At 60.8% G+C, this 12,439-nt stretch carries 14 protein-coding genes; 12 read left to right on the top strand and 2 right to left on the bottom strand.

Translation table 11 applies throughout. From position 1 onward, the window contains the following. Positions 1–3: 3 nt before the first annotated feature. Both F451_RS0112645 and F451_RS0112640 read left to right on the top strand, forming a co-directional pair. Positions 4–915, top strand: a complete 912-nt coding sequence (locus tag F451_RS0112645; RefSeq protein ID WP_020681741.1) for a flagellar motor protein MotB — start codon at positions 4–6, stop codon at positions 913–915. A 247-nt stretch (positions 916–1,162) separates the two neighbouring features. Further along, positions 1,163–1,582, top strand: coding sequence for a DUF2802 domain-containing protein (locus tag F451_RS0112640; RefSeq protein WP_020681740.1), 420 nt, complete (start codon positions 1,163–1,165; stop codon positions 1,580–1,582). Between the two features lie 206 nt (positions 1,583–1,788). Here the strand turns inward: F451_RS0112640 and F451_RS0112635 are convergent, their stop codons facing one another. Together F451_RS0112635 and fliK are read right to left on the bottom strand one after the other, a co-directional pair. Then, complete coding sequence (locus F451_RS0112635; protein WP_020681739.1) at positions 1,789–2,061, bottom strand: EscU/YscU/HrcU family type III secretion system export apparatus switch protein; 273 nt, start codon at positions 2,059–2,061, stop codon at positions 1,789–1,791. 12 nt (positions 2,062–2,073) lie between these two features. Next, the gene (gene fliK, locus F451_RS0112630) at positions 2,074–3,222 is read right to left on the bottom strand and encodes a flagellar hook-length control protein FliK (RefSeq protein WP_156826470.1); all 1,149 of its coding nucleotides are present in this window, start codon (positions 3,220–3,222) and stop codon (positions 2,074–2,076) included. Between the two features lie 273 nt (positions 3,223–3,495). On the opposite strand from fliK, the gene ccmA reads away from it, so the two are divergent. The 10 genes from ccmA (at position 3,496) to zipA (ending at position 12,352) form a co-directional block, all read left to right on the top strand. Next, positions 3,496–4,131, top strand: coding sequence for a cytochrome c biogenesis heme-transporting ATPase CcmA (gene ccmA / locus F451_RS0112625; protein ID WP_020681737.1), 636 nt, complete (start codon positions 3,496–3,498; stop codon positions 4,129–4,131). After that, positions 4,128–4,847: a heme exporter protein CcmB gene (ccmB, locus tag F451_RS0112620; RefSeq protein WP_051103936.1), complete on the top strand. Its 720-nt coding sequence runs from the start codon at positions 4,128–4,130 to the stop codon at positions 4,845–4,847. Before ccmA ends, ccmB begins: the two co-directional genes overlap by 4 nt. A 10-nt stretch (positions 4,848–4,857) precedes the next feature. Next, positions 4,858–5,625 carry a heme ABC transporter permease gene (locus F451_RS0112615; protein WP_020681735.1) on the top strand — a complete coding sequence of 256 codons (768 nt, stop codon included), beginning with the start codon at positions 4,858–4,860 and terminating at the stop codon, positions 5,623–5,625. Between the two features lie 92 nt (positions 5,626–5,717). Next, positions 5,718–5,882: a heme exporter protein CcmD gene (gene ccmD, locus F451_RS0112610; RefSeq protein WP_205624011.1), complete on the top strand. Its 165-nt coding sequence runs from the start codon at positions 5,718–5,720 to the stop codon at positions 5,880–5,882. After that, positions 5,879–6,340, top strand: a complete 462-nt coding sequence (gene ccmE / locus F451_RS0112605) for a cytochrome c maturation protein CcmE (protein ID WP_020681733.1) — start codon at positions 5,879–5,881, stop codon at positions 6,338–6,340. Before ccmD ends, ccmE begins: the two co-directional genes overlap by 4 nt. Then, positions 6,337–8,295: a heme lyase CcmF/NrfE family subunit gene (locus tag F451_RS0112600; RefSeq protein ID WP_020681732.1), complete on the top strand. Its 1,959-nt coding sequence runs from the start codon at positions 6,337–6,339 to the stop codon at positions 8,293–8,295. Before ccmE ends, F451_RS0112600 begins: the two co-directional genes overlap by 4 nt. 17 nt (positions 8,296–8,312) lie before the next feature. Then, the gene (locus tag F451_RS0112595; RefSeq protein WP_020681731.1) at positions 8,313–8,852 is read left to right on the top strand and encodes a DsbE family thiol:disulfide interchange protein; all 540 of its coding nucleotides are present in this window, start codon (positions 8,313–8,315) and stop codon (positions 8,850–8,852) included. Next, positions 8,849–9,349, top strand: coding sequence for a cytochrome c-type biogenesis protein (locus tag F451_RS0112590; RefSeq protein ID WP_020681730.1), 501 nt, complete (start codon positions 8,849–8,851; stop codon positions 9,347–9,349). Before F451_RS0112595 ends, F451_RS0112590 begins: the two co-directional genes overlap by 4 nt. Next, positions 9,349–10,602 (top strand): c-type cytochrome biogenesis protein CcmI, encoded by a 1,254-nt coding sequence (gene ccmI / locus F451_RS0112585; protein ID WP_020681729.1) that lies wholly within the window; start codon positions 9,349–9,351, stop codon positions 10,600–10,602. The genes F451_RS0112590 and ccmI overlap by 1 nt, the downstream gene beginning before the upstream one ends. A gap of 124 nt (positions 10,603–10,726) precedes the next feature. Then, positions 10,727–12,352, top strand: coding sequence for a cell division protein ZipA (zipA, locus tag F451_RS0112580; RefSeq protein ID WP_020681728.1), 1,626 nt, complete (start codon positions 10,727–10,729; stop codon positions 12,350–12,352). Positions 12,353–12,439: the final 87 nt, after the last annotated feature.

The following is a 12,439-nucleotide window of genomic DNA, read 5'->3' as shown; positions in this document are numbered from 1 at the left end:
ACTATGGCGCGTCGGCACCCACCGCTTGATGATACGCGCCAGGATCGCTGGGTGCTGTCCTATGCCGACTTCATCACGCTGCTGCTGGCGTTCTTTATCGTCATGTACGCCATATCCTCGGTGAACGAGGAAAAATACCGCTCCATTTCCGAGGCCCTGTCCGGCGTGTTCGAGGGTACCGGCAAGCCGGCAGGTTCTGCCGCCCAGGCGGCGGGCACAGATTTGGCCATTGGCCGTTCGCCACGTCCGGATGCGCCCGCCATCGAAATTGATCCGGCCGATGAAAAGATCACCGAACAGATGCGCAGTCTGCAGGCGCAGTTAAAGCGCCGCTTTTCGCCCCAGATCGAGGCCGGTAGCATGACGATCGATGGCAATGACCTCTGGCTATCGATCGAACTGCGCGCATCGAACCTGTTTGGCAGCGCCGATGCCTTGCCCGAAATAGAAGCCGATGCGTTGCTGGGGCAGGTTGCCGAACTGCTGCGCGGACTCGAAAACCCGATACATGTCGAAGGCTTTACGGACGACCGGCCAATCGAGACCGACCTGTACCCGTCCAACTGGGAGCTGTCTGCGGCCCGGGCCGCGGCGGTTGTGCGAATTCTTGCGCTCAACGGTGTCAGCCCGCAACGGATGGCGGCGGTCGGCTATGGCGAGTACCAGCCGGCTTACAGCAATCGCACGCAGGAAGGGCGCAGCATGAATCGGCGTGTGTTGATTGTGGTCTCCCGTGACAAGCGGGTGCGTCGGGTGGTGTCATCCTTCGGCAGTCAGCAGATTAGCAACGATACGGTCAGCGAGCTGTTGGAGCCCGAAGAGGCGCCGCCGCTACCGGCCATCGAACAGCTGGAAACCGATAACGGCGGTGTTCTGTTCCGTCGTGCCCGGCAACAGCCGGGTGAGCAGCCCTGAGGGCTCTAGCAGTCTGTCGGACTTAACACTGATCTACTGTGGAAAATCCGATTTTGGCCATTTTAGGTACTCTTTTGTGTTAAATAGAACCACTATTCGCCTCAAAAGAGCTCCAAAACTGCCTCAAAACGGACTTTCCCTCGCTACGACCGGCCAAGCCCGACAGGCTACTAGAACAGGAGTGGTGTAACGTCGTTGTCCGCGCACGAGAGGATCGAGTATCCTTGAACGCTGGCAGGAATACTGGATGGTTCGGGTGACTCAAATAACAATACTCTGGCTGGGTTTTGCACTCTTGTTCCTGGCAGGGGCGGGCGCAGGAACTCTGCTGTACCGGCGCATGCGCTATTACGAGCGCCAGCAAAAGGCGCTGGTTAATGTGCTGCGCGGCGAAATTCGTTCCATGACCAGTGGCTCCATCGGTATGGGGCGCCGCCTGATGGATGCTGAGCGCAGGCTCAACATCACGGTCGAAAAGCAGCAGGAACTGGAAAACCGCGACCCTGGTGTGCTGGCCTACAACCAGGCCGCCCGGCTGATGGAGATGGGCGGTAACGTCGATGATCTGGTGAAAAGCTGTGGTATCGGCCGACCGGAGGCCGAGCTGATGGCGCTGCTGCACCGCGAGCTGCAGTCCACTGAATCCCTGCCGCAGCAGTCACGTTAATATGCGTAGGCGCAGGCCCGCACCGTAGGAGTCGCGCCCCGCGACGAACACCCCGTGACGAAGGGTTGGCACCCCGTGGAACCTGCCATCTACAACCCCTGAAAGCTTCGCTGCGGGACGCAGCTCCTACGATAGGGGAAATGACCACTGGTGAATCGTAATTGGTCAGTCGTGAGTCGTGAGTGATCGGTGATGGATACCTCACCTCACTCGAGGGGTTCGGCCTTGAGCTGGTAGGCAAAGGCAATCACCTCGGCTATCGCCTGGTAAAGTCCCTCGGGTATTTCATCACCCAGCTCCAGTCGCACCAGCACTTCCAGTAACTCCGGATTTTTGTGGATGTGCACCTGGTGTTCTTCGGCCAGGGCGATGATCTGTTCGGCGATAAGACCGCGCCCCCTGGCAAGCACTTGCGGCGCACGCTGCCCCGCGGCATAACCCAGCGCAACGGCACCCTCTTCAGGCTTGATCGGTTTCATGTCGTCATCTTGTCAGGTTTTAAGGTTGATCAACTGGCGGCGGATGCCGTTATCGCGCCGGGGCGCGGTGCCCTGGTGGCAGTCCAGCTCGTCAACAAGGATACCCTGTTGGTTGAGGTTGCTGGCAAATGCCGGCAGGCGCTGTTCGATCAGCTGGGCGGTGTCCGGCTCCGTTGCCCAGAACCGCGCACTCAGGCGGGTATCATCCGCCAGGCGCAACTCTGCTTCCAGTGGTCCCAGCGCCTGCAAATCAAAACTCAGCCTCACCAGCCAGTGGCTGCTGGCCGGGTTATCGCCCTGGCGCGCACGGTGGCGCTTGAGCCTCAGCTCCACGTTTTCCAGGCATTCACCCAGACGTATTGGCAAATCCAGCACCAGGTGACGTTCGCTCGTCCCGTCAGGCAGGTCCTGGCTCTGGCTGGCGCTATGCAGCTGGGCTGTAGTGACACGGGCCATTAAATCCCCCAGCAGCTTGTGCATCTGCTCCCGGGCCTGGGGGGGCAAGGCGTCGGCCAGTTGTTGTAGTTGCCCCATGCTGGCCTTGAGATCAGGGGCAGAGTGCGCGCTGGCAGACGGGATGGCGCCACGGCTCAGCTGGGCTTCGGTAAAGAATCCGCCTTTTTCAACATTGCGGCGCAGGGGTTGGCTGGCGTTGCGCTGACCTGGGGTAATGCCAAACATGTGCAACAGTGACTGCATGATAGGGCCGAGCTGGCGTGTTGCCTGGTTGGCCGGGCCTGGATTTGGCTGTGTCTGCTGCAGTAGCTGATTTAGCACGTCCCCCAGACTCTGCTGGCGGGGCAGGCTGGAGCGCAGTACGCCATCCAGTGATGCCGCCGAGCGGATTTGTGTGGGCGCCGGTGCGGTGGGCGTCGGTGGTTGAGGTAAAAGCGTATTGGGAAACGGGTTGAGCTGGAGCTGCCCGCTGGCGTCGCGGGACAAAACGACACCCGCGCCGGTCGGTAGTGCCTGTTTTACGCCAAGTTCGATCCGTTGTCCGCTGGGGTGCAGCTGCAGTTGCAGCTGGATGCCGCTTGCATTGCTGTGCACCTGCATAACAGTTGCCGTCAGTTGGCTGCCTGCGGGGAGCAGGCGTGCCAACGCCGGTGCGCTGGTCGACGGTTGTATGAGCAGCAGGCTGGGGCCCAAAGTAGGTATCAAAATGGCTCCAAAGCAGGGGTTGAATGCGCGGCGCTTGCACCACAGAATTTGTATATAATGGCGGGCTTTATGCTTGGGGAGTATAGCCCTTTACCCTTTTTGGGGCCTGGTTTGGCTGAGCCTTTGCTGAAAGTTGAGAACCTGTACTCTGGGCGTGACAGAGCGGGTTCTGTTCAAGGGGCTGTCGTTCGAGGCGGGTGCTCGTGAAGTGCTGTATATGCATGGGGGGCAGGCAGGGGAATAGAGTGCTGTCGCCGTTTTGAGGGTCCTGGTTTGGCTGAGCCGTTGCTGAAAGTTGAAAATCTGTACTGTGAGCGTGATGAGCGGGTTCTGTTCGAGGGCCTGTCGTTCGAGGTGGGTGCCGGTGAAGTTTTGCAGATTGAAGGGCAGAACGGCAGTGGCAAGACCACCTTGCTGCGTATCCTCAGCGGCCTGTCACGTAATTACGAAGGTGACCTGTACTGGCGTGGCGAACCCATGGCCGAGGTGGTCGATGAGTACCGCCAGGCGCTGCTGTATTTCGGCCACCTGCCGGGCGTAAAGGCGACGCTGACGCCGCAGGAAAACCTCGGCTGGTATGCTGCGCTGCAGCCCGGTACCGATACGGCGTCGATTGATATGGCGCTGCGCCAGGTGGGCCTGGCCGGTTATGAGGACGTGCCCTGTCACATGTTATCCGCCGGGCAGCACCGCCGAGTGAGTCTGGCCCGGTTGTATCTCAGTCAGGCGCCGTTGTGGATACTGGACGAGCCCTTTACCGCCATCGACAAAAAGGGGGTGGCGCAAAAGGAGCAGCTGATACTGCGCCATGCCGCGGCGGGCGGTACGGTAATCCTTACCACGCACCATGAGTTGCGCCTTGGCGGGCTGCGTCGACTGAATCTGGATCAACTGGCTGGAACTTCATGAGCGAGATAGCGACTAATGAGCCGGCCAGGCGGCGGGGGCCCGGTGCCGCAGGAGTCTTTCGCGCGGCGTTGAAGCGTGATTTGCTGCTGGCGTTTCGCAGCCGAAGCGATCTGGTCAACCCGCTGATCTTTTTTTTGATGGTGGCGACCCTCTTTCCGCTGGGGGTGAGCCCGGAGCCGGGTTTTCTGGCGCAGTTGGCTCCGGGGCTGGTCTGGGTGGCAGCCCTGCTGGCGACATTGCTGTCGATGGACAGCCTGTTCCGGGCCGACTATGAAGACGGCACCCTGGAGCAGGCGCTGCTGAGTCCGCAGCCGTTAATTCTGATTGTGCTGGCGCGCGTGCTGGCACACTGGATAATGACGGGCCTGCCGCTGACGCTGATGGCGCCGCTGCTGGGCGTGATGTTGTTCTTGCCGGCCGAAGGCATGGGCGGGTTGATGCTGAGTTTGCTGCTTGGCACGCCGACGCTGAGCCTGATCGGCGCCATTGGCGCAGCGCTGACGGTTGGGCTGCGCAAGGGCGGGGTACTGATTTCGTTGCTGGTGCTGCCGCTCTATATCCCGGTGCTGATCTTTGGCTCGGGGGCAGTGCAGGCGGCAGTGACGGGATTGCCGCTGGCTGGATATCTGGCGCTGCTGGGCGCCATGCTGGCGCTGGGTGTGGTGCTGGCGCCGCTGGCGATCGGGGCGGCTTTACGAATTTCTGTGAGCGGATAGTTGATTTTATATGGCCAAAAACAAAACCGATAAAAACTGGATGCCGCGCTGGTTCTATCAACTGGCATCACCACGCTGGTGCTATGACATCACCGGCAAGCTGCTGCCCGCCTTTGGCGTACTGGCGCTGGTGTTGTTGCTGGGCGGAACGGTCTGGGCTTTGCTGTTTGCACCGGCGGACTACCAGCAGGGCAACAGTTTCAGAATCATCTATATCCATGTGCCATCGGCAATACTGGCGCAGTCGTGTTACATCATGATGGCGATCGCCGGTGCCATCGGGCTGATCTGGAAGATGAAGGTCGCCGACATGGTGGCCAAGTCCTGCGCCCCGCTGGGAGCGTCCCTGGCCCTGCTGGCCCTGGCCACCGGAGCGATCTGGGGCAAGCCGACCTGGGGGTCCTGGTGGGTCTGGGATGCGCGCCTGACCTCGATGCTGATTCTGCTGTTTCTGTACCTCGGTGTGATGGCGCTGCACTCGGCAATCGAAAATGACACCACGGCGGCGCAATCAACCGCGGTGCTGTCACTGGTGGGGCTGGTGAACATTCCCATCATCAAGTATTCGGTGGAGTGGTGGAACACACTGCACCAGCCCGCCACCTTCAAACTGACCGAAAAGCCGGCCATGCCACCTGAAATGTGGTTGCCGCTGCTGGTTATGGTGGTGGGATTTTACTGTTTCTTTGCGGTGTCGCTGATGTTGCGACTGCGTAACGAAATTCTTCGCCGCGAACGGCGCAGCTCCTGGGTGCAGGCGCTGGCTGAGTCGCGCTGAACTGAGCCCGCCCCGCACAGGCAACGTGGCTTGTGAGGGCGGGCAGACCGAATTTGATTGAAGTTGCTGAGGTGAACGTGAAGTTCGAGAGTATGGCAGATTTCATTGGGATGGGCGGACACGGACTCTATGTCTGGCTGGCCTATGGCATAGCGCTGGCAATCGTGTTGCTCAATGTGGTGCAGCCGCTGCGCCAGACGCGCCAGTTCCTTAACCAGCAGGCGCGCCGCCTGCGCCGAGAAAAGGAGCTGTCATGAACCCCAAACGCAAACGCCGCCTGACCATCGTGCTGGCCATTCTGGTCAGTGTGTCGGTGGCCGTTGGGCTGGCGCTGTTCGCCCTTAAGCAGAACATCAACCTGTTTTACTCGCCGACCCAGATTGTTGCCGGTGAAGCTCCCGAGGGGGCGCGCATACGTGCCGGCGGCATGGTGGTCGAGGGCTCGGTGATCCGTGATACGGAATCGCTGCTGGTGCGCTTTGAGCTGACGGACTTCGCGCAAACCGTTCCGGTCGAATACACCGGAATCCTGCCGGACCTGTTCCGTGAAGGTCAGGGCATTGTGGCCCAGGGCGCGGTGGATGAACGCGGTGTCTTTACCGCAGTCGAAGTGCTGGCCAAGCATGATGAAAACTACATGCCGCCCGAAGTGGCCGAGGCGCTCAAGGCTGCAGGTACATTGCCTACGCCCGAACCCGAGGTGTTTAACAAATGATTCCTGAACTCGGTGAATACGCGCTGATCCTGGCGTTGTGCATGTCTGCGCTGCTGGCGGTGGTTCCGATGGTCGGGGCCAGTACAGGCAATCTGCTGTGGATGGGCTATGCCAGGCCGCTGGCGCGTGGTCTGTTCCTGTTTTTGCTGATCAGCATGCTCTGTCTGGTGTATGCGTTCCTGACCGACGATTTCTCGGTGGCCTATGTGGCGGCCAACTCCAATACCGCCTTGCCTGATCACTACAAGTTCAGTGCCGTCTGGGGAGGGCACGAAGGCTCTCTGTTGCTGTGGGTGCTGATCCTCGGTGGCTGGACCTGGGCTGTGGCCGCCAAGAGTCGCGATCTGCCGCTGGATATTCTCGCGCGGGTACTGGGCGTGATGGGCATGATCGCGGTGGGCTTTATTCTGTTTACGCTGCTGACATCGAGCCCGTTCGAGCGCCTGTTGCCCGGTTTCCCGGCGGAAGGGGGCGACCTTAACCCGCTGTTGCAGGATATCGGCCTGATTATCCATCCGCCGATGCTCTATATGGGCTATGTGGGTTTCTCGGTGGCCTTTGCATTTGCCATCGCGGCGCTGCTGAGTGGCCGGCTGGATGCGGCCTGGGCACGCTGGTCGCGGCCCTGGACCATTCTGGCCTGGGCATTCCTGTCGCTGGGTATCGCGCTGGGCAGCTGGTGGGCCTATTACGAGCTTGGCTGGGGCGGCTGGTGGTTCTGGGATCCGGTGGAAAACGCCTCGTTCATGCCCTGGCTTGTCGGCACGGCCCTGGTACATAGCCTGGCGGTGACCGAAAAGCGCGGCGTTTTCAAAAGCTGGACGGTGCTGCTGGCGATCTTTGCCTTCTCGCTGAGTCTGCTGGGTACCTTCCTGGTGCGCTCCGGCGTGCTGACCTCGGTGCATGCCTTTGCCACGGATCCCGAGCGCGGCTTTTTCGTATTGGCGCTGCTGGGTATCTCCATTGGCGGCTCACTGCTGCTGTACGCTCTGCGGGCAGCCCATGTGAAAAGTGAATCGAGCTTTGCGCTGCTGTCGCGCGAAACCATGCTGCTGGTCAACAACATCGTGCTGGTGGTCGTGTGCCTGATGGTACTGTTGGGGACTCTGTACCCGCTGCTGATCGATGCGCTGGGCATGGGCAAGATTTCAGTCGGGCCTCCGTATTTCAACAGTCTTTTCATCCCGCTGATGTCACTGCTGGTGCTGTTTATGAGTGTCGGCACCGTATCGCGCTGGAAGCAGAGCCGGGTGGGGCAGCTGTCGCTGGTGCTCTGGTTACCGGCGCTGCTGGCGATTCTGTGTGGTATCGCAACGCCCTTGTTGATGGATGGCAAGTTCAATGCAGTGGCTGCCAGCGCGATGGCGCTGGCCTACTGGGTGGCCTTCACTCAGCTGCGTGACCTCTATGCCAAGGTGCGCAGCAAGCGCAATCTGCTGGATGGCCTGCGGGGCCTGTCGCGCAGCTATTGCGGCATGGTGCTGGCCCATGCGGGTATTGCTGCCGTGGTGGTCGGGGTCACCATGGTATCGCTTTACAGCGAAGCGCGGGATCTGCGCATGGCGCCCGGTGACAAGGTCGAGTTTGGTCGATACGCCTTTGTATTCGATGGTGTGCGCGAGCACCAGGGCCCCAACTATGTCTCTGACATGGCGCGCATTCGAGTATTAAAGGATGGCCAGGCATACACCGAGATGTTCCCGGAAAAACGTTTCTACAAGGCGCGGGGCAATGTCATGACCGAGGCGGCCATTGATGCGGGCCTGTTCCGTGACCTCTATGTGGCCATGGGTGAATCCCTGGGGGATGGCGCCTGGGCCATACGCGTGCAGCACAAGCCCTATGTGCGCTGGCTCTGGCTCGGCGGCTTGATGATGACGTTCGGCGGCCTGCTGGCCGCGACCGACCCGCGCTATCGCAAGCAGGCGCGCCGCAAGGCGCCGGCTGCGGCCTGATTTGAAGGACTCTGAACATGCTAAGACGACTGCTGGTTTTTATTCCGCTGCTCATTTTCTTTGTGATGGGCATTTTTCTGTGGCGCGGACTGCAATTGGACCCGGCCGAGCTGCCCTCGGCACTGATCGGCAAGCCGGTGCCGAGTTTCAGTCTCTCTTCTGTGTATGACGAGAACAGATTGCTGAGCGAGCAGGAGCTCAAGGGCAAGCCGGCTTTGCTCAATGTCTGGGCCACCTGGTGCCCGACCTGCAAGCAGGAACACGAGCAGCTCAACCGCATTGCGCAGGAAGAGGGCGTGACCATCTACGGTATCAACTACAAGGATGATCGCGCCAAGGCGCAGGACTGGCTGACCCGCTACGAGGACCCCTATGCCCTGAATATCTACGATGACAAGGGCTCGCTCGGACTGGATCTCGGCGTCTATGGCGCGCCTGAAACCTACATTCTCGACAAGGATGGCATTGTGCGTTACCGCCATGTGGGTGAGGTCAACGAGAAGGTTTGGGGCAAGTTGCGCACGCTGATGCAGGACCTTGACGGGAGCGGCTCATGAGGCAGCTTCTGATCATGCTACTGCTCTGGCTGCCGCTCAGTGCACAGGCGGCCATCGACAGTTTCGAGTTCCGGGATGACGAGGCCCGTGAGCGCTTTCAGCATCTCACCGCAGAACTGCGCTGTCCCAAGTGCCAGAACCAGAATATCGCAGATTCCAATTCGCCCATCGCCCAGGACCTGCGCACCGAAATTCACCGCATGGTGCAGCAGGGGGACTCGGATCAGGACATTATCGACTTCATGGTGGCACGCTACGGCGAGTTTGTACTCTATCGCCCGCGCGTCACTGCGCAGACACTGGCGCTCTGGTATGGCCCCTTTGTGCTGCTGGCGATCGGTGCTGTCGTGGTGCTGGTGATGACGCGCAGGCGCAAGCGGGCCGGTTCCAGCGATGGTGCCGGGAACGGCCCCGCGGACGTGCTCGATCCGTCGCAAGGTTTGTCGGCGGCCGAGCGGCACCGGCTGGATGAATTGCTGAAACAGGACAAGAAATAATGGCGGGTCTGTGGACCGGAATAGCTCTGTTGACACTCTGTGCACTGGGCATTGTGTTGTTGCCGTTGCTGCGCGCGCGCAGATTGCAGCAGCAGGAAGTCGCCGAGGATCGGGATCGACAGAATATCGACATCTATCGTGAGCGCCTGTCTGAACTGGAGCAGGAAGAGGCCCAGGGCAACCTGGCCGCGGCCGAGTTCGAGGAGCTGAAGCTCGAGCTCGAGCGCAGCCTGCTGCAGGACGTGGGCGAGCGCGATGCCACGCTGAAAATGTCGAAAATCGGCGCTCCCCAGGTACTGACAGTCACGGTGATGGCACTGTTGCTGGTGGTCAGTGCACTGGGGCTGTACGCAAAACTTGGCAGTGCACCGCGTCTGGAGCTGGCGCTGGAGCGCCAGGCACAACCAGACCCCTTTGAGGGCCGCACGCCGACGCTGGAAGAGGCGCTGGCGCGCCTGGAGCACGAGCTGGAAGTGACGCCGGAGAATGTCGAAGGCTGGTATTTGCTGGCGACCACCTATGTCGGGGCGGGGCGTTTCGATGAAGGTATTGTGGCGTTCAAGCAGGTGCTGCAGCGACTGCCCAAGGATGCACCCCAGTACACCGGCGTGATGGGACAGTATGCCCAGGCGCTGTATTTTGCCAATGGCGGCAAGATGGATGATGCGGTGCGTACGCAGGTGACTGCAACGCTTGAGCGCGACCCGAACGAGATGACCGCACTGGGGTTGTTGGGCATTGATGCGTTTGAACAGCAGCGTTATGCCCAGGCGATTGAATACTGGTCAAGGGCGCTGGTTAAGGCCGAGCCTGGCGCAGCCGAGTCGCTGAGGTCTGGTATTCGACGTGCGCAGCAGGAGTTGCAGGCGCTGGGCGAACCGGTACCGGACATTGCGGGCTTGGAACCGGTACAAATCCGCCTGGCTGTGAGCCTGGCGCAGGGGCTCGGCAGTACGCTGTCACCGGATCAGGCCGTTTTTGTATTTGCCCGCCCAGTTGGGGGGCGTATGCCACTGGCGGCGGTCAGGCTTAAAGTCTCGGATTTGCCGCTGGAAGTGGTGCTGGATGATACTCTGGCGATGACGCCCCAGGCGCGGCTGTCCGGCGTTGACGAGGTCGAGGTTGGCGCGCGCATTTCCCTGACTGGAACACCGGAGCCCAAGCCGGGTGACCTGTTTGCAATTCTGAGCCCTGTTTCAGTACGTGGACAGACGCAAGCGCTTGATCTGGTTATTGATCAGGTTGTGGAGTAGTCGCCGCTCGGTCTATAGTTGCATCTGTTATGCCGGGGCGCGACGCTGCCCCGGTGGTAAAAGTAGTCGGCGGTCAGAATTCGGATGGGCGCCAGTCAAAAAACTTTGAGATAGCAGCGGATTTATGGAAATCAGTCTCAGAGAGTGGCTCGTCATCGGCGGTGTGGTTGTCATCGTGCTGATCATTTTCGATGGCTGGCGCCGTGTGCGTGGCGGACGTAACAGCTTGCGCATGGATATTGACCGCAAGGCTCGTGATCTGCCGGAGGAAGTGGCGGAACCGGCGAGCAATCCCGAGTTGCCTAACGGGGGTGCCCGGCCCATCAGCGGCGCGGCACCGGAGTTTGTGCCCAAGCGCAAACCGGGCCCAGCCTATGCGGCGAAGATGGTAAGCATGCCCAAAGCGGCGGATGCGCCGACTTCAGAGCCTGCTGAACAGCCGACGCTGCGTACCACCGAGCGTTCGACCGAACGACGCGCCCCTGAACGACATGCATCTGAGCGACGCGCCCCTGAACGAATAGAACCGACGTTCGGCTTCTCTGACGACGTTGAGGAGGTGAGTTCACCGCGCCCGGCTACTGCGCCCCAGGCGCGCCCGGCGGCGCCTCGCGACGCCGCTGTGCAGCCTGATGTCGCAGTCGATGGCCAGCGGGCTAAAACGCCTGAGGCTGAACCTCGCACCGCCGCTGCCCCCGTGGCTGAAGCACCGGCCCGAGCGGTTCAGCGTCCTGTATCGAAGCAGCCTCTGACACCGGTTGCAGAAGCTGACCCACTGTTTGATGATCCTATCGAAGACGACTACCCGTCACCCCGTGGAGCATCTGTTGCAGACGCTGGCGCCAAGCCGGCTGAAGCTGCGCCTGCACAGGAGCCGCCTGCCGAGTCTGCTAAAGAGCCTGCCGCGAAGCGATCCGAACCTGAACCGGGCCGCGCACAGGATGGCTCGGCGCAGAGCACTCAAGACAATTGGCAAGCTAGCACCTTGCAAGCTAACACCTTGCAAGAGACGCCGGGATTCGGGGAAACTGACCCGCTATTCGACGACCTTCCAACACAACCTGCGCTCGATCTTGAGAAACCCATTCCGCTGCTGATGGAGCGTAATCGTCAGCCCAAGCGCGCCAGCGCCGCCGCCGCAACAGCACCCGCCGCTGACAAAAAACGCGCAGACGCGGCACCTGTGGCCGCTGGCGCGAAGGCGAAGGAGAAAGCGGCGCCACAGCCACAGCAGGATCAGCTGTTCGGTACGGCCCAGGAAGCCTCGAGTCCGGCACAGGCCCGGCCTGGCGACAACCCGCCGAACCCGGACAATGTGCTTGTCATTACGGCGGTTTCCACCGCTGCAGAGGGCTTTGCGGGTGGCTTGCTGTACCGGCTCGTGTCTGCCTGTGATCTGCACTTTGGCGACATGGCGATATTCCACCGTCACGAAGATGGCAGCGATTCCGGGCCGGTGCAGTTCAGCATGGCCAATGCCGTCAATCCCGGTACTTTTGATTTGGTAACCATCGATCAAATACGTACACCTGCCGTGACCTTCTTCATGTCCATGGAGGAGCCGCGGGATGTGATGCATGCTTTCGAGTGCATGCTGGCGACGGCCGAGACCCTGGCAGAGCATCTTGATGGCGACCTGCTGGATGAAAACCGCTCGGTGCTGCGCCCGCAGACCAAGGAGCATTATCGCCAGCGCATTCGCGACTTTGAAATGCACAACCGTTCCCGCCGGGGCGGCTCGCGCGCCTGAGCCGGTGCACTGTTTCACTCTTGGTGGTGCTTTAGAACGCGCTCAATTTTTTCGCCAGTCAAGGCGTGAGGCTGAGTCATAGTGGGG

This window comes from Marinobacterium rhizophilum DSM 18822, from assembly GCF_000378045.1.
Classification (GTDB): Bacteria; Pseudomonadota; Gammaproteobacteria; order Pseudomonadales; family Balneatricaceae; genus Marinobacterium_A; species Marinobacterium_A rhizophilum.
Note: the sequence above shows the minus strand (reverse complement) of the source record. Positions and strands in the feature narration are given on the sequence as shown.

Bases quoted from the DNA above. Each gene is read 5' to 3' on its own strand.
- F451_RS0112645 (WP_020681741.1), top strand. From the start codon at position 4: ATGGCGCGTCGGCACCCACCGCTTGATGATACGCGCCAGGATCGCTGG.
- F451_RS0112640 (WP_020681740.1), top strand. From the start codon at position 1,163: ATGGTTCGGGTGACTCAAATAACAATACTCTGGCTGGGTTTTGCACTC.
- F451_RS0112635 (WP_020681739.1), bottom strand. From the start codon at position 2,061: ATGAAACCGATCAAGCCTGAAGAGGGTGCCGTTGCGCTGGGTTATGCC.
- ccmB (WP_051103936.1), top strand. From the start codon at position 4,128: ATGAGCGAGATAGCGACTAATGAGCCGGCCAGGCGGCGGGGGCCCGGT.
- F451_RS0112615 (WP_020681735.1), top strand. From the start codon at position 4,858: ATGGCCAAAAACAAAACCGATAAAAACTGGATGCCGCGCTGGTTCTAT.
- ccmD (WP_205624011.1), top strand. From the start codon at position 5,718: ATGGCAGATTTCATTGGGATGGGCGGACACGGACTCTATGTCTGGCTG.
- ccmE (WP_020681733.1), top strand. From the start codon at position 5,879: ATGAACCCCAAACGCAAACGCCGCCTGACCATCGTGCTGGCCATTCTG.
- F451_RS0112600 (WP_020681732.1), top strand. From the start codon at position 6,337: ATGATTCCTGAACTCGGTGAATACGCGCTGATCCTGGCGTTGTGCATG.
- F451_RS0112595 (WP_020681731.1), top strand. From the start codon at position 8,313: ATGCTAAGACGACTGCTGGTTTTTATTCCGCTGCTCATTTTCTTTGTG.
- F451_RS0112590 (WP_020681730.1), top strand. From the start codon at position 8,849: ATGAGGCAGCTTCTGATCATGCTACTGCTCTGGCTGCCGCTCAGTGCA.
- ccmI (WP_020681729.1), top strand. From the start codon at position 9,349: ATGGCGGGTCTGTGGACCGGAATAGCTCTGTTGACACTCTGTGCACTG.
- zipA (WP_020681728.1), top strand. From the start codon at position 10,727: ATGGAAATCAGTCTCAGAGAGTGGCTCGTCATCGGCGGTGTGGTTGTC.